This is a genomic window from Anabaena sp. PCC 7938, from assembly GCF_049315035.1.
Classification (GTDB): Bacteria; Cyanobacteriota; Cyanobacteriia; order Cyanobacteriales; family Nostocaceae; genus Anabaena; species Anabaena cylindrica.
The window spans coordinates 978,211-994,054 of the sequence record NZ_CP186034.1 but is presented as its reverse complement, the minus strand read 5'-3'; the positions used below and the strand labels follow the sequence as shown (position 1 = coordinate 994,054).

Sequence of the window (15,844 nt, the reverse complement as noted above, 5' to 3'; positions counted from 1 at the left end):
TACATATGTACCTACTCCCTGAAAGTGCGATCGCTCAAACTGCATGACTTAGCAGTTATATGACAATATAATTTATATAGTCATATAAAGATACATCAAATACTAATGCCTCAACCCACCTTTTCGGATTTGTTCGATAACAATACGACTTTGATTAGTAGTGCGGATTTTGATGCTCCAACTAAAACACTGACAGTCGTTTTTTCTGATGCAGTTACGGCCACACAGGCATTTGGGGCGATAGTGCAAAGTGGACAAGAATGGCTGGTACAGAACACAGATCAATCGGTGAACCTTGCTAGTAGCGCCCCTACTAGAAACACATCGTCAAGGAATGGAGTGGCGAAGGATCAAATTAATTTATCCTTCCAGGTCTACGCGCCTGCAAGCGATATCACTTACGATCCATTGCAACTTTAATGGCTTCTTATTGTAATGCGGGTGATATCGCCCGCATAACACTACCGGATAATTCAACAGAAGAATTCACTGACACCCCAATTAATGTAACCACCGAACCCGACACTAGTCCGTGTGGAAGTTTCACCGCTATTTTTAACGCTAGTTACATTCAATCAGGCGTAAACTTCCCAAACAAAACTTTATCTTTTATTGGTAAGTATCCCTACAACGGGTGGAGATTCACCGGATCATCGTTAGAAATAAACAGTGCTTTGTATCATTGCCCGCCGGGAACAATTACCCAGTGGGACGATATCAGCGGTGGAATAAATAGAGTTGTCTATGAAGGGAGCTTAGTTGGCATAACTCCAGCGAATTACAAAATAATTGTCACTGGGGCTAGTGCTGAAATCTTGTACGAAGGACTATTCTCTACAAACAGCTATTCTATTGAGTGTATAGAAGGGTGTCCTGAAGGAAGTTTGGACTGTGGTGATTGTTGTTTGGACTGTGATTCTGTCTCCAGCGGCCTATCAAATATTAGAAATGCAATCATAAATTTATGACATCGACATCTTGTAGCGAAATTGCAGGACAATTATCCGGCATACAATCTGCACTTAATGGACTGGGTGGGACCTTTGCTACTAAAGCAGAATTGCAGGCGATGCGGGAAGATTTAGTAAATAGAATCGCGGCAGTATCTAGCAGCGTATCCGTACTTGATGGCAGGGTTTCTTCGTTAGAATCAAGGGTCACAGCATTAGAATCAAGAGCCGATCAAAATATAGATGAAGAACGAATTATTAATAAAGCCGTTGAACGTGCGGTACAAAGATTAGATCCTCGGTTGGATTTTCTTACTAATTGGAACTTCGATCAAGACAGAAAAATTGGTGCAAACGAGACAGAAATTGAATGGACTAAAGCTAAACTAATTGCACTTACCGCAGGGCTTGCTGGATTAGTTGCCATTGTAGCCGCTCCAATTATCGCATCTGCATTATCAGCAGTATGGGCTGCTATTAGCTCTGCGGCTGCGGCTGCTGCAAGTGCTTTGGGAATTGCCACTAGTGCAGCTTCTGCTGTCGTTGTCATGCAAGCTCAACTAGTTACGGTTGGGGCAACGGCTGGTAGTGCTTTGACTCTGGCAGGTACTGCTCAAGGTACTGCTGGTAGTGCTTTGGTTCTAGCAGGTACTGCTCAAGGTACTGCCGGTAGTGCTTTGGTTCTAGCAGGTACTGCTCAAGGTACTGCCGGTAGTGCTTTGGTTCTAGCAGGTACTGCTCAAGGTACTGCCTTAGCCGCTGGTGCAGCGGCTGGAGTAGCTTTAGCAACAGCTAAAGGTGCAGAACAATCGGCTGGAGCATCCAAAGAAATAGCAGAGTTAGCAAGGCGAATTGCTCAAGGGGCTGAAGCTGAAGCGGGGCTGGCAACAAGTAGAGCCAATACAGCCCTTTCTGAAGTACAACCATTGCGACCACTTCCCCAACGTGTGCAACAGGTTCAAGGTGAAATAGATTTTCTAGAGCCACAAGTAATAGAAATAAAAGGGACTGCAAAAAGAGCGCTAGATATCGGGACAGTGGCACAAGGGGAAGCAGCTTTGGCACAACAGACCGCGAAACGTGCGTTCGATGTTGGAACAGTAGCGCAGGGGGAAGCAGCTTTGGCAAAACGAACTGCTGATTTAGCTTTAAATAAAGCAAGTATTCCAGGCCCTCAAGGTATTCCCGGTACACCTGGTGCGCCTGGTTTGAATGGCGCTCCAGGCCCTCAAGGTATTCCCGGTACACCTGGTACGCCTGGGTTAAATGGCGCTCCAGGCCCTCAAGGTATTCCCGGTACACCTGGTACGCCTGGGTTAAATGGCGCTCCAGGCCCTCAAGGTATTCCCGGTACACCTGGTGCGCCTGGTTTGAATGGCGCTCCAGGCCCTCAAGGTATTCCCGGTACACCTGGTGCGCCTGGTTTGAATGGCGCTCCAGGCCCTCAAGGTATTCCCGGTACACCTGGTACGCCTGGGTTAAATGGCGCTCCAGCCCTCAAGGTATTCCCGGTACACCTGGTACGCCTGGGTTAAATGGCGCTCCAGGCCCTCAAGGTATTCCCGGTACACCTGGTGCGCCTGGTTTGAATGGCGCTCCAGGCCCTCAAGGTATTCCCGGTACACCTGGTACGCCTGGGTTAAATGGCGCTCCAGGCCCTCAAGGTATTCCCGGTACGCCTGGACAAACAACAATCTTGCAAACAACAATCGTTGAAACAGTGGATCAAACTTCTTTAAATACTGCTGTGGGAATTGCGATCGCAGCCAACCTCGCACCTATCTCTGGAACATTGACGGCGCATAATTGTGCGGCTGGTGTAGATGTCCCACTGCCTTACGCTGGAATTGGGCTTTATGGTATCCAAGCTCAAGTACAACAACTTTCATCTCAAATAGAGATTCTTGGTAAAACTTGCTGTAGAACTTATCGTATTTTGGGTGGTAATGATTGGTTTGAGACAGAGAAAGAAAATTACAAATTCAACCCAGAAACATCAATTAAATCAAAAATCAAACAAGCTTATAAAGAATCAACTTCGCTACAAGACACTCAACCACTAACAATCCAGGTAGCAAATTTACCACAGATGTTATTTGGCTTAGACGCTGCCACCTGGAGACGGGCTGGGTTACACAAACTGCCTGTTATCGCTCCTCCTTCGATAATGCCTAAGATTGTCAGAAACCCCGCGTCTGGAGAGATATTATCGACATCGGATTGGGGCAAACATGAATATCAAAACATAACTGATAATGTATCATTTCAGGCTTATCAGTATGCCCAATTTAAATCTGTTGTGGGTGAATTCCCATTAAATATATCTGTTGAGGTTGAAGAGGGTAATAAGATAGTTGAGAAGAATTTACGTATTGACAATATCAGTGATGGTATTTCTGAGTTGATGGGCTTGTCTCTGGTGATTCAGGATGATTTACAACTCAATACTCAATTAGGAATGAAATCCTTAGTAGAAACTGCTGCTACTAAAAATGCAACCATAATCACCCAAGATTTAGCTTTAAGTAATGCCCAATACTTGGGATATCAAATGACTAGAACTCCTAAAGAAATTAAGACTTTATTTACTCCAGGGACTCAAAATATCAAAGAATTTATCAAGGATTCAAAACAGCAAATTATTAGCTATGCTCACAAATCTGGACATCTAGAACACAAATTAAACACCCTGCTAATTTCAGCGGGAATCACTAAAGCTGCACTCACAACGCAATACAAACCAGGCGATACCGTAATGGGAGGAATTATCGCCAAAGATGCTCTAGCTAAGTTAAAAGCAGATGAGGATGATTGGAAATTATTCTTAAAGCTACTACGTGAACCTGTGGGGGACATGAAAATTGATGGTGTCCCACTCATGGAAGTGGAGGACTTGACTGATAAGTTAAAACAATTTTTGAAGGGATTAAAATAAATGAAAATAAACCCTGATGGAACTATTGATCTAGAACCCGGTAAAGATGTAATTAATATTGGTCAACAGACTAATTTTAAAGGTGCTAATCGTTGGCATCGTGTAAGGAAATTCTCTAGCCAATTAGCTGACGCTGCAAATAGTGATGGTAAAGGTATCTTTGGTAAAATCCTTGGAGGGTTGAAGCGGTTAGGGGGTTTTGCTTTATCAGTAGCTAATGCCCTTGGTATTCAAATTAGCTGGTCATCGCTTTGGCAGTTTATGCAAATCGCTAGTTATACGGTTTACAACTTCGATTGGAACCAATCTGACATAGATATAAAAAAACAGATTGAATCAACTAATAATCTGATTTCTAATATGGCTGGGTATATCTTGGGAGATGCCAGTATTAGAGTCGTAACCGTAGCTGTTATCAACGGCATCCCTATCAAATACCCTGTTGTTCCCGCAGGCTTGGCTGTTGATATTGCGCGGGAACGAATAGCTACTTTTCGAGGGAATATATCATCCGAATCAAAAACAAATATTGAAAATCAATTCAAGTTTGGAATTGCATTAATAGGTCAGATGGGATTGCAAAATCTTTTCTATTCATCAATCCTCAGTCTCAGAAGTTTGAGAATGTTTGGGTTATCTCCAGTCACTAAAGAAGGTGAATCATGGTCGTTCGCAAAAGCTGTAGATAAAAAAATCGAGCAAATCAAACCAGAAATATTGAGAGAATTTGTAAAAGGGTATCTTGGAGGCGTGGAAAATGCTTTTTGGGACACTGGCTATATCGTGTCGATGGGCTTAGACGATATCTGGAGAATGGATGATCTTAGAAATGAAATAGAATTAGGAGAGAATAAAGCCGTTCGGATTAATCCTGAACCATAGTATGTCTAAAATTGTTAAATCTTCCCAAGATATTGTTCTGTTTGGCAGACAGAAAGATTTAAAGTTGGCAATACTTCAGTCTGTTGTTACAACGAGGACAGTTTGGAATAAAGATGTTGGGCAAATTCTTGGATTACCATCTGCGGATGTTCAGCGTCCACGGAAGCAAGAAAGAATTTTAAAAATAATTTTCAAATCAAAAGAAAAGCCACCTTGGAAGGAAAATGGCAAAAACCCCACGGTGGCAGACTATACAATTCCTAATTGTAAGAAGGGACTGACCTGGCAACAAATCAAAAAAGCTGCACAGCCTTTTACTTGGGGAGAGTATAGAGCTACTGCCACTATGAGCAGCGGAAGACAAATGGCAGTTTATGGATCGAGTAAAGAAGAAGCTGTAAAAGTTGTTCGCTCATTAGCAACACTATCGGTCGATACGATCGTGAAACTTAGAGTTAGTGATGATGTCCAAGTCGATCCAGATAAAGTGAAATTACCAACCAGGTATTACCCGTGCTATGCAACTTTAATATCAGAACCCACCGACATAGCAGGAAAACCAAAGCAAGGAAATAAGGCTTACAAAAAGACCCGAAGACGGCTTGACTTGTACCGCGAACCCGATGATAAAACCCCATTAGGGTAAGTTAATAATATTTAATATTTTTATTTTTTTGTGTGCTTTAAATAAATCCAAAAAATCAGAACCCTATAGGGTTGCTACTTTTTGCATACACCCTGTAATGCTTTGCCAGTAGGCGATTACAGCCACTACACAATACCCCGCAGCCGTGCCATACTGTGAGCATCACTGTATGACTGCATAACTATATGACTGCTAAAACTGATTTGACTTGGCAAGAAATTCAAACTGAATTAACCGCTATGAACGCAAACTACGCGGGTGCAATTTCAGTCGTTGGTGGACAGGTTGTGATAGATGTAGAAACTATTACTGGCGAAACTTCCACAGCTATGACAGCAGAGGGGGTTGTTGAATTTATTTATAAATTAAGGGACGCAGCGGGACGGGCGCAATTGACTGTTAACGAAAATCAAGCCGTAGGCGAACAGCTAGATTCATTCCCAGCGTTTAGCTACAGCGCTCCTACTGCCGATGGATTTGTCAACGTTACCCAGGTATCTGCATTTACAATTCCCCTGAACACAGACATTATCAAGGGCCCTAACGTTTAGGTTTGATTCTTGATTTTTTTTTACCAAAAAGGGATGAATTATGCCAAGACGTAGAGGTAATAAAGTTGCAGCTTATGTTGTTTTCTCTGGATTGAAATACGGATTCCAGATCAACAAAGCATTTCACGAGCAATACAAAGCGGTTCTCGGTCAGACAACCTTCTCTGGAGCGGCGGGAGTTTTTTTTGGAGCTAACAGCCCAAAACCAAATCGAGCAACATTGGAGATAGAAGGTGGCAGCAAGGTTAGTAGCTTCTGTTCGTCCGCGAAAATCAACGATTTACAAAAAAGTAATTGGATCGTGACCAGTAATGGCAGTGGGATTAGAGGAGTAAAAACCAGCGGTCCAACCAGAACCGTTTACGTTGATATGCCCGGCGACTACAAATACGCATGGAATTTAACCGCAGCAGAAGTAGACAACGCCGCTATTTTGGGAATCGAACAAGCGACCGGTAGTACAGATAATATGGTTTGGGGTTCAACACCCAAGCCCCCCAGAGCATCTAAACGGGTGGGAGGATCAACGGTATCCACATTCATTAAGCCACAACAGTCCGTGATTGAAGCTGCTGTTACCGCAGGCTGGAGCGTGAGAGGTGTAAGTTATGATCTCCTCCCTAACGCATAAGCCTCAATACCCCCATGATGGGAGAGTCATTATTCTCCCTGGTGATCCGGGTTTTGACTTTACGTTGGCTTCACCTCCTCCCGATTGGAGAAAAGCAGCAGCTAAAGACCCAGACGGGTATGCTTTTGTTGTCGAACCTGGTAGTGGAATTGTAAGGGTGGCTACCGCTGATGATCTGGAAGATTATCTGTACGGTGGAGAGTATGACGATCGCTTGGATGAAATTGGTGAATGTGAGGAAGATTGGTAATGGGATGGGTAAATATTGCTGCTATTCCTATCTCTGACAAGTGGCAGTTCACATCATCAATTGATGAGTCTGTTGAATGGATTAGGGTCAGACATACTTTAAACTCTGACCCTCTTTTTATTAATTACGGGTACATTACCCAAGTAGATAGTTATCAGGATTTTGCTAATTTTCAACGCATCTATCCAACAGAAAATAATACTGTTTTGGAAATGAAACCCCCTCCATCATTTACCAATCGACGGATAGGGGTGAAAAAAATAAACCGGGTAAAAAGCCAGTTTCTATGGATAGTTAATATTGATGCGTGGGGTTAAACTATGTTGGAAATTATTAGTCTGTGCTTGGGGCTAGTTGGAACTTTACTAGCTATAGGATCGGGTATTCTCTGGATTATCAATCAAAAATCCACTGCGGAAACTAAAAAGTATGCAGCGGAGAGAGAATTTGGGCATATCAAGAGGAATCAAGATCAGCTTTCCACTAATTTGGCTAATCACTTTCAAGATATCGAGAACAAATTAGACACAATTAAGGATTCACTACAAGAAATAAAATTTTATCAAATGAATAAGGACTGGAATCAATCCGGTGGTGGGAGGGGGTCTAGTGACAGATAAAAATATAAAATCAACAGAGAGAGACGAGAGAGAACGACCGGATCGAATAATCTTTTCTCTAGCTGCATCCTCTGCTGCTAAAAAAAAATATGTGTGATTACCTTTAAGAATAATGAGATGAACTCTAACCCTTTTTCTTACAATGAAATCCTAGCTATTGTTGATCTAGTTGTCGGAATACTAAAGCATACAAGACTAGAGCCTGATGCTGAACACATCAGGCTCTTAGGGATAAATCAAGTCGCTAGAATTTTGGAGATGACTTATCCCGAAAAAATTTCACTTATTAAGGAAGTAGTTGAATTTTTATAAGTCTGGTTGACAGCCTTTGTTTAATGGTATCCCATCACCTACTATCCCAGGTTTACCGCATTCCTTTCCATTCCTAAATATTTTTATGTCTTGTACATTTCCGGCCGCAGCTACAACAGATTGTTTTGGTAGTTGAATTTTAACTATGTGTGGAGACTTGGGAATATTTACAATTTCCATCGGTGCATCTGGTTTCATAATTGTGTAGTTGCCTCCCCAATACTGATTTTTGGGTTTCCCATACCAACGGATTTCATATTTATCGGTTCCTCCTCTACCTGCCTGTTTAGCCGAAAATATTGTTTCTGTGGTGCTAGGTTTAGGCATGAAATAGTAAGTAGCACTACTCCCTACACCAGCACCAATAATTAGTGAGATGATCGTATTTATTATTTTCATTGAGTTGTACAAAGCTACAGGGTAATTTTACCCACAGAGCGATCGCATCCCCAAAAAAATGCGATCGCCTTTTTGTCTGTCTAAGTCTGTCCGATTCTGTCTAAAGTCTGTCTGCTGTCTGTCCATTGATATGCAAGGGTTCTGTCTGATTCTGTCCGTTCTGTCTGTCTGTCTAATTTTCGGACAATTTGATGGTTTGAGCGTCTGTCCAATTGGACAGACAATTCTCAACAATCAGTTAAAAGTACCTTCAGCCAACCTAATTCGTCAGTTTATCTTTGAGCCAAAGGTCAATCTCTTCTTTGAAGTAGCCAGCCAAATAACTACGTAGAGCGTAATCACCTGCGGCACGAAGTAGAAGTTGCTCCCATACGCTGGGATACTTTTCTTTAAGAAAATCGGATAGGGTATCACCGTACTCTTCATGGTTTTTCGGTAGATTTAGGTGAAGAGTTACTGGGGTAAATTGCTTGATTGGAAGCCCTAACCACTTGCTGTAAATAGATATTTCAGATTGAGTTAGTGAATGGCTTGGCACATAATCCCAATCAATACCTTCAATGAAACTGTACGGTTTTTCTGACATAGGTTAAGCTCTTTATGAGAAAAAAGGAAGTAATTTTTAGCCGTCAGTTTTGGTAACTCGACAAATTTTATTTATCTGGTGTTACCCTATCTTCAAATTTTCAGAATTCTCTATTATTTTGTTGATTGCTTTTTCGACACCCTCGTCATCCCAAGATTTGACAATGGATTTGGCTTCCCTTATTGCCCATTCTTTAACCTCTTTTTCGTCACATTTTAACTCTTCAGATAAACGCCATATCAAAATATCTGAAATCACGTTCAAAGAAAGAAATCTCCGATGTTCGACCAACGAATACCCCTTCTTGTTTGACCTCATTATTGGGGTATCTTTTGATTGTTTTCTAGTCATTGAACTTACCTCTTCATAAAATATTTTGACTTGTTATCGCCTATCTCCTACTCATCAGGATTGGCAAGGTGGTTAATTATTTCATTAGCTTGTTCCTCAATCTTATTATCATCTTGTTGGTCAATAAATTCCCAAGATGTCTCCCGTGCTTTATAAATTAACTTTTTTTTATCACCCTTCCACTCTTCAGATAAAAGGTGTGCCAAGTAATCTATTGTCATGTGCAAAGAAAGCATTTCTTTGTTATCAATCAAGGAATATCCTTTCTTACCAGATTTCATTACTGGGGTGTCTTTAGATTGTTTCTTTCTAGTCATTGAACTTACCTCAAAAATGGTGGAACTACTCGCAGTTAAATATATCTGCGTTATAAAAACATAATGCAGATATACTGAAACTATTGTTAATCGGTCAAGCCGATTGTTTAATTACATTATCTTATTCCATTTTGTAGATGGTTAACTTGCTGGTTAATTTCTAGAGACTGGCTTGTAATCGCTCCAGTGTTCCTGAAATATCCTCTAGAGAGCTATCTGAAATCATTAAATAAAGGTCTAGCAAGAGAGTTATGCGATTATCTGTGTTACATTCTTCCAACGCCATTCTTATAAGTTCCTGATGTCTAATCAAATCATTTAATGTGTCCATTGCCCTTAGTAACTCAGAAACTCTTTGCTCTCGTTTTTTGGATGGTGCTGAAACAATATTCTCAACGTTTTCCCTTAAGATATCAGTGGATAACATAATACAAATCCATCCTGTAGTTTTTTTTGAACTGGTTGAACTTACCTCTGAACCGCTGAACCAATGAACTGATAATAGTTTTGGGTAAAAAACTCTCGGTTCATACGGTTCAGCTTTCTCTAAATTGTCTAGAAAATGTCTATTTTTGATGTATTAACCTCCTGAACCGGACTAAATCATGGTCAAAGCATTGTGGTGTAATCGGTTCAGCGTTTATTTCTCGGTTCAGGATTCTTGCCTCCATAAAAATGAAATTTCCTGAAATGAAATAAGGTCTTTTCTGAAACGCTGAAACGGTATAGATAGAAAGACTTGTAGCCTCTAAAAATTGTTCATTTCGCCATTTCAAATGTTTCAAAACCACTCATTTCGGAACTAAATTTAGTGCGAAATGTGAAACGACTAAAAATAGTCAAAGCTGTGTGGTGCAATGTTTTCAGGCTTTAAGTTTATTTCGATACGTTTCCCTCCTAAGTAATTTGTCAATTGTCAATTGTCAATTGTCAGTTGTTTTAAAACCCCATCCCTCTCGCTGGTTTTGATGGGTGGCAGTGCCATCGCTGTGATTGCTCCGTAGTTACTGGTGTGTCCTGCAAGGTGGCAGGAGGGAGCGCGTCAACATTGCTACTTTTGGTAACTTGTGACATTATTATCATATAGAGGATATTGCAATATGTCAATATTCTCTATATGATATTGTATAGAACTATTTGGTATCGTATAGAGGAAAGTAATGAAGGTGATAAATGAAAAAAGCCAAGCACAGAGAGAACGGGGAACTCAAAAAGAGTGTGGGTATCGTCCTGACAGAGACTGCGTTGGCGGGGTTAGACTCTCTAGCAGCAACAGCGAATGTCAGCCGATCACATCTAATAGAGATGATCGGACGGGGGGAACTTCCGGTGGCGATGCTATCACCGCAATCACTGGGGGAATCCTAGAGCAACTGATTCTAGAGTCAAAGGAAGAACTGACTAACTCTGAAGCTAGAGTTAACCAGTTGCACGACCGAATTAAATTACTTGAGTCCTTGAAAGCTTCCTTGGATATATAACCATCGTCATTAATTTGGCGGTGGGTTTTTATTTGGGAAAAGATATATCCAAAATATATTTTCCCTACGACTGTAAAAGATAGGCTCAACCCACCATCATCCACCATAACCTTACACAGCAAGGGTTTCATCTACCATACAATCCACCATACAATCCACCATGCAATCCACCATCACTCACCACCTTTGATATCTATGTCTAAAATTCAAACCTTTTTTGGCATCCCTTGTTAGCTCCAAACACACCACTCAACTCAGGTAAAGGTATAATATGACTACACGCAAAAAAAATGGGGAAGCGACAACTTCACCCACAACAAAAAATATAAAATCTACTACTATTGTAGCAGAAAAAGATGCGAAAAGCCTTACTGACAGCCAAATAGACACTTCCAAAACTGTCAATTTACAGAACAAATTTACCAGTTTTGAAGAATTTAAATCATTTGCCAAGGATTTATTTATTAACGGTAGTGGCATAGACCCAGAACTATTTGCTGATATTGAGTTTCATGAATCCATTGAGTGGACAGACGGCATGGACGCTGAAGCTCCCATTCATGACGAATTGGGATGGTACTTCACCCGGTTCGGATACCAAGTTAAAGAACCTATCTATGCTGCATTCCTCAGAAATGAGGATGGTAGTTTGTGGCAGGTAATGGTTAGCCTTTGGGATGAAGACCGTCAACGCCCCTACAGATATTTAGCCCCAAAGGGAAATGGCGATCGCGCATTCACGCCACCTGTCCCCGAACCAATTAGAAAGAAAGTTGCTTCTAGATCCGGTATGAATGTGCCGATGGAAGGTAGTTTTTGGGACTGGGTGAGAGAAGCTAAAATCCCTAGAATCATTACAGAAGGTGGCAAGAAGGCACTAGCCGCACTTTCTCAGGGTTACGTTACCATCGGACTCTATGGTTGTCGGTGCGGTGCGGGTAAATCCAAAGATGAAGATGGAATTAACTTAGAGCCAAGCCTTACCCCTGACTTAGAACGGTTGGCAGTAGAAAACTCAATTTGGCTACTGGCCATGGACAGAGACGACTCGCACAAAGCCAAAATATCAGTCACCAAGGGTAAGAAACGTTTGACCCTAGCATTGAAAGCTGCTAACCCATCTTATGTAGAGGATATTTTCTGGAGAACTGAACAAGGTAAAGGAATTGATGACTTAATAGTAAATTCAGGAACAGGAGCATTTGACCGGGCTTACTCTGATGCCATTGCCCGACTGGAGAAAACCTTTAAATCAGGAACACCTCAAAACGACGAACCAGAGAAGCATAAGAATCCACCACCGGATCAAATGGCCAAAGAAATCGCTGAAGATTATCGCCACATGATCGCCTTCAACGATGAAACTAAATCATGGATGAGATATGAAGCTGATGCCAATGGTGTATGGTCCCCAGAATCTAATGAGTATATGGAGGCTGTAATTTACAAAATCTTGGGAGAGAAAGGTGCGTACAATTTTGGGGCTGATTATGTTAGCAACATTTTAAAATTACTTCGCCATGAATTAATTGAACGTCGGTGGAATGAAGTTGATTCCCGTGAATTTTTACCATTTGAGAATGGGGTACTCGAAATCGCCAATGGGAAGTTACATAAACACGCCCCAGGGTTTAGACTTACTTGGAGTTTACCAAGGTCTTATTCTGAGATTGCTGGTAGTTGGAATAATATTAATAATTTCCTGGAACACCTATCAGACGGTAATCGTGATGTCAAAGAATTATTAATTTGTTACTGCAATGCCGTCATCAAAGGTCGTTATGATTTACAGAAATTCATGCACTTGATTGGACTTGGTGGAACAGGTAAAGGAACATTTACCCGACTTGTAACTGAATTAATCGGTGAACAAAATACCCTGGTAACTAATTTGCCAATTTGGTGTACAAACCAGTTTGAAGGTGCTAACGCCTTCGGTAAACGTTTGGTGATCTTCCCAGAAGAAGATCCGTTTAAAGGTTCAATTGGTAGATTTTTAAGTCTGACAGGTGGTGACAAAGTTAGGGCTGAAGAAAAACGTAAAAAATCTTTCAACTTTGACTACAAGGGCATGACCTTGGTTTGCTCCAACTTCCCAATTTTTAGCGGTGGCAGTAGCAGCCGTGCCAAACGTCGGACAATTACAGTTCCCTGTAACAAACGAGTTGTAGAAACCCAACGCCGTGAATTATCTAAGGTATTTGAACCTGAGCTATCAGCATTCACTAATTACCTGCTCTCTATCCCAGATACTCATGTAACCGCAGTTCTCAGAGGTGATAAAGAGATTGTCACCTGTACCTTGGAGTTCTGGGATAACCAGATGAAAGGCGATTCAGTCAGCAGTTGGATTAACGACTGCATCATCTATGACCCTACAGCCTTAACTCCAATAGGTAATGACAGAAACGAAGGTAACAACGGCACACCATACACTTTGTTTGGTTCTTACATTCGTCATTGTCAGAACTCCGGTGGTTCACCAAAATCTAGTAGAACCTTCTCCCCCGATCTAATTGAAACTTGTCAGACAATTTTAAACTGGCCTGTTCAGAAAGAAATAAATATGAGAGGTAGTTTTATCAGGGGTTTGCGGCTTCGTGTCGTCGGAGTTGACCAGGACATTCCGACCTATGATCACTGGCTCAATCAGAGAATATCAGCAGGTGATATTCAAGATGATATTCAAGTGGTGGTAGATAATGGTGGATTGCATGGTGGGTTGCATGGTGGGTTGCATGGTGGGTCAAAACCCTTGCCAGACAAGGAAGATGGTGGAAGTGGTGGGTCAACCCTATCCTTTACGGCTGGGGAAAAAGATATTTTAGATATATATGTCGAACCACCAGTCGTACCAATATCAGAAATACCAGCAAGTAGTACAGAAGTAGTACCCCACGCTAATCTCCCAATTGATCAACAATTCCCCCTTGGTGCTTGGGTGGGAGCGATGGATGTAGCTGGGGTTGTCGTTGACCACGTTGAACCGGACTCTGTGGAATTGGCTGATCGTGCCGGCAACATCATCGGGCTTTACCATCGCTCAGTCTGTGAGATGAGGAAGCCAGTAATAGATTCCATCCCGAAACCAGTAATAGAAATAGTTGCTGGATGCCCACACTTTCAAGAAGGCGGGGTTTACTACAGTGCCAAGGTTGGGGAAAAATTCAAAATCAAAAAAATCCTGACGACCAAAGATGAGTTGGTTGGTATTCTGCCTGGTGTTGACAAACGAGAAATATCGATCGAAATGCTTCATGTAGTTTGCTTGAAAGAATCACCAAAGACGACTTTTAATGTTGGCGATACCGTTGAAATCCTAAATTCTAAGACAAAAAGTACTGGAGTCGTAGAGAGAATTGACGGGTACGTGTGGGTGAGGCAACCTAAAAAGAATGTTGCTTGTAGCCACTATTCTCACCGCTTAAGAAAGGTGGGTTAGTGAGCAGTAAAACTTACTTCTGGGCATCAGATTAGAAAGATATGATCAGCCCAACACCTCAATCACCTGCTTTCTAGCCAGTGCCTGTTTCAACAACTCAACCTCAGCCCTTAACCGCGCATTCTCTTCCCTCAAAGCATCAATATCATCTTGCCTATCAACAGCCATGCCGATAACTTTCTTCCGATTCTCCAAACTAAACCACTTCTGATAAACTTCAGTGTGAATTTCTACCGAATGCCCCAAATTATCAGCAGCCGCTTTGATAGGAACTCCCATAATATGCGCTCTAATTGCCCAAGCATGGCGTAAATCGTAGGGAGTAAAGGGAATATTTACCCGTCTAAACCATGAGGAACAATTAACTCTAATAGTATTGATGTCAATAAAACTGGTTTTACCATCTACCTGGCTGTTTAAGAGTTTCAAAAACTCAGGATTCTTTAAATCAAATAGTTGAACCCAATCAGGATGCAGGGGTAAAGCTTCCCTGTATCCCGTCTTTGTATCTGGATGTACCTTCCAGGTGTTGTCTTTGTTTTCAGGACTTAGCCACCAATCAATATTTGGGCTTACAAACAATTCTCTTGGTCGTAAACCATAGGTAGCAAGCATTCCATAAACCCACTGCCACATCTTCCAACTTTCTAGGCAACTTCGCTTGATGGTTCCCTTCCTAGAAACTGAATAGTTATAAAAATGCTGAAAAAACTTAACCACATCCTCATCACTGGGAATATCCCTAGATTGAGGCTGTGGTTTTTTAATTTTGATATTATCTAAACTAAATGTAGTTAAATTTAGAGTATTTTTCAGAACCTTCAAAGTTTTAATAGCATTCTGTTTGGCATATTCATTCTGCAAATTCGCTATTACTAAATCTACAGAATCCTGGTTTAGCAGAAGCTCTAGCCCTACATAACGCTTCAAATACCCCAGGTAATAAGAGAAAGTATGTTGACTCTTTTCTGTTGACTTATGAGTTTTAAAATATTCAGTTTCAAAAGTCTCCAGAACTTCTCCAACAGTTTTTACCCCATCTTTAACTCTGGTTAATTTCCCTAAATATTTATCAGTCCATTCAAATTGTTTTCGAGCAATTAACTTACCTAATTCCTGTGCCTCCTCCTCAGCCGTCTTGACCCCATCCAAACTAGCGGGGATACCAAGAGAAATTTTGTACTGTTTGTAACCCGTTCCGTTACGGTCAATATCTCCGGGCTTGGTTGGAAGGGATGCTTGCAGTTGGATAGAGTCCTTTGCGACTACCAAACCCACCTTCACCTTCCCTGCCTTGAGTCGAGCCTTAGCATCCGCTAGAGCCTTCTGAAATTTCTTATCTAAATGTTGTTGAGTTGCTGCCATCTGCCTTTGGATACCTAAATAACTACCATCGGTAGATGCAGGTGGCGTAAAACCATCAAAAATACCCTGATCAGAGATTTCCATCGTGTCTTAAATTTGGCTTAAAATTTAATCCATTTTCCGTTC

General features: G+C 41.4%; 19 protein-coding genes. 13 read left to right on the top strand and 6 right to left on the bottom strand.

Annotated features, from left to right (window positions below):
* Positions 1 to 105 precede the first annotated feature (105 nt).
* The 11 genes from ACOWPH_RS04840 to ACOWPH_RS04790 all read left to right on the top strand — a co-directional run bounded on the left by ACOWPH_RS04840 (position 106) and on the right by ACOWPH_RS04790 (position 7,465).
* Positions 106 to 420 (top strand): hypothetical protein, encoded by a 315-nt coding sequence (locus ACOWPH_RS04840; protein ID WP_015214295.1) that lies wholly within the window; start codon positions 106 to 108, stop codon positions 418 to 420.
* Entirely contained in the window at positions 420 to 968 is a 549-nt protein-coding gene (locus ACOWPH_RS04835) for a hypothetical protein (RefSeq protein WP_015214294.1), read from the top strand. Before ACOWPH_RS04840 ends, ACOWPH_RS04835 begins: the two co-directional genes overlap by 1 nt.
* The gene (locus tag ACOWPH_RS04830; RefSeq protein ID WP_422665686.1) at positions 965 to 2,485 is read left to right on the top strand and encodes a hypothetical protein; all 1,521 of its coding nucleotides are present in this window, start codon (positions 965 to 967) and stop codon (positions 2,483 to 2,485) included. The genes ACOWPH_RS04835 and ACOWPH_RS04830 overlap by 4 nt, the downstream gene beginning before the upstream one ends.
* Positions 2,486 to 2,535: 50 nt before the next feature.
* Positions 2,536 to 3,885 (top strand): collagen-like triple helix repeat-containing protein, encoded by a 1,350-nt coding sequence (locus tag ACOWPH_RS04825; RefSeq protein ID WP_422665685.1) that lies wholly within the window; start codon positions 2,536 to 2,538, stop codon positions 3,883 to 3,885.
* Entirely contained in the window at positions 3,886 to 4,767 is an 882-nt protein-coding gene (locus ACOWPH_RS04820; protein ID WP_015214292.1) for a hypothetical protein, read from the top strand.
* A 1-nt stretch (position 4,768) separates the two neighbouring features.
* Positions 4,769 to 5,413, top strand: a complete 645-nt coding sequence (locus tag ACOWPH_RS04815) for a hypothetical protein (RefSeq protein WP_015214291.1) — start codon at positions 4,769 to 4,771, stop codon at positions 5,411 to 5,413.
* A gap of 185 nt (positions 5,414 to 5,598) precedes the next feature.
* Positions 5,599 to 5,964 (top strand): hypothetical protein, encoded by a 366-nt coding sequence (locus ACOWPH_RS04810; protein WP_015214290.1) that lies wholly within the window; start codon positions 5,599 to 5,601, stop codon positions 5,962 to 5,964.
* A gap of 40 nt (positions 5,965 to 6,004) precedes the next feature.
* On the top strand, positions 6,005 to 6,595 hold the full coding sequence (locus tag ACOWPH_RS04805) for a hypothetical protein (protein WP_015214289.1): 591 nt from the start codon (positions 6,005 to 6,007) through the stop codon (positions 6,593 to 6,595).
* Entirely contained in the window at positions 6,573 to 6,845 is a 273-nt protein-coding gene (locus ACOWPH_RS04800; RefSeq protein ID WP_015214288.1) for a hypothetical protein, read from the top strand. Before ACOWPH_RS04805 ends, ACOWPH_RS04800 begins: the two co-directional genes overlap by 23 nt.
* Positions 6,845 to 7,162 (top strand): hypothetical protein, encoded by a 318-nt coding sequence (locus ACOWPH_RS04795; RefSeq protein WP_015214287.1) that lies wholly within the window; start codon positions 6,845 to 6,847, stop codon positions 7,160 to 7,162. Before ACOWPH_RS04800 ends, ACOWPH_RS04795 begins: the two co-directional genes overlap by 1 nt.
* A gap of 3 nt (positions 7,163 to 7,165) precedes the next feature.
* On the top strand, positions 7,166 to 7,465 hold the full coding sequence (locus tag ACOWPH_RS04790; RefSeq protein ID WP_015214286.1) for a hypothetical protein: 300 nt from the start codon (positions 7,166 to 7,168) through the stop codon (positions 7,463 to 7,465).
* Between the two features lie 306 nt (positions 7,466 to 7,771).
* Here ACOWPH_RS04790 and ACOWPH_RS04785 read toward each other — a convergent pair whose 3' ends face one another.
* The 5 genes from ACOWPH_RS04785 to ACOWPH_RS04765 all read right to left on the bottom strand — a co-directional run bounded on the left by ACOWPH_RS04785 (position 7,772) and on the right by ACOWPH_RS04765 (position 9,857).
* Complete coding sequence (locus tag ACOWPH_RS04785; protein WP_015214284.1) at positions 7,772 to 8,176, bottom strand: hypothetical protein; 405 nt, start codon at positions 8,174 to 8,176, stop codon at positions 7,772 to 7,774.
* 259 nt (positions 8,177 to 8,435) lie between these two features.
* On the bottom strand, positions 8,436 to 8,762 hold the full coding sequence (locus ACOWPH_RS04780; RefSeq protein ID WP_042464852.1) for a hypothetical protein: 327 nt from the start codon (positions 8,760 to 8,762) through the stop codon (positions 8,436 to 8,438).
* 81 nt (positions 8,763 to 8,843) lie between these two features.
* Positions 8,844 to 9,113, bottom strand: a complete 270-nt coding sequence (locus tag ACOWPH_RS04775; protein ID WP_015214283.1) for a hypothetical protein — start codon at positions 9,111 to 9,113, stop codon at positions 8,844 to 8,846.
* Between the two features lie 47 nt (positions 9,114 to 9,160).
* Complete coding sequence (locus ACOWPH_RS04770) at positions 9,161 to 9,430, bottom strand: hypothetical protein (RefSeq protein WP_015214282.1); 270 nt, start codon at positions 9,428 to 9,430, stop codon at positions 9,161 to 9,163.
* A gap of 160 nt (positions 9,431 to 9,590) precedes the next feature.
* Positions 9,591 to 9,857, bottom strand: a complete 267-nt coding sequence (locus ACOWPH_RS04765) for a hypothetical protein (RefSeq protein WP_015214281.1) — start codon at positions 9,855 to 9,857, stop codon at positions 9,591 to 9,593.
* Between the two features lie 733 nt (positions 9,858 to 10,590).
* On the opposite strand from ACOWPH_RS04765, the gene ACOWPH_RS04760 reads away from it, so the two are divergent.
* Together ACOWPH_RS04760 and ACOWPH_RS04755 are read left to right on the top strand one after the other, a co-directional pair.
* A complete protein-coding gene (locus ACOWPH_RS04760; RefSeq protein ID WP_015214280.1) occupies positions 10,591 to 10,911 on the top strand; it encodes a hypothetical protein in 321 nt (106 codons plus the stop codon).
* Positions 10,912 to 11,182: 271 nt separating this feature from the next.
* Complete coding sequence (locus ACOWPH_RS04755; RefSeq protein ID WP_096713152.1) at positions 11,183 to 14,353, top strand: DUF3854 domain-containing protein; 3,171 nt, start codon at positions 11,183 to 11,185, stop codon at positions 14,351 to 14,353.
* A gap of 45 nt (positions 14,354 to 14,398) precedes the next feature.
* Here ACOWPH_RS04755 and ACOWPH_RS04750 read toward each other — a convergent pair whose 3' ends face one another.
* Positions 14,399 to 15,802, bottom strand: a complete 1,404-nt coding sequence (locus tag ACOWPH_RS04750) for a site-specific integrase (protein ID WP_015214237.1) — start codon at positions 15,800 to 15,802, stop codon at positions 14,399 to 14,401.
* Positions 15,803 to 15,844: the final 42 nt, after the last annotated feature.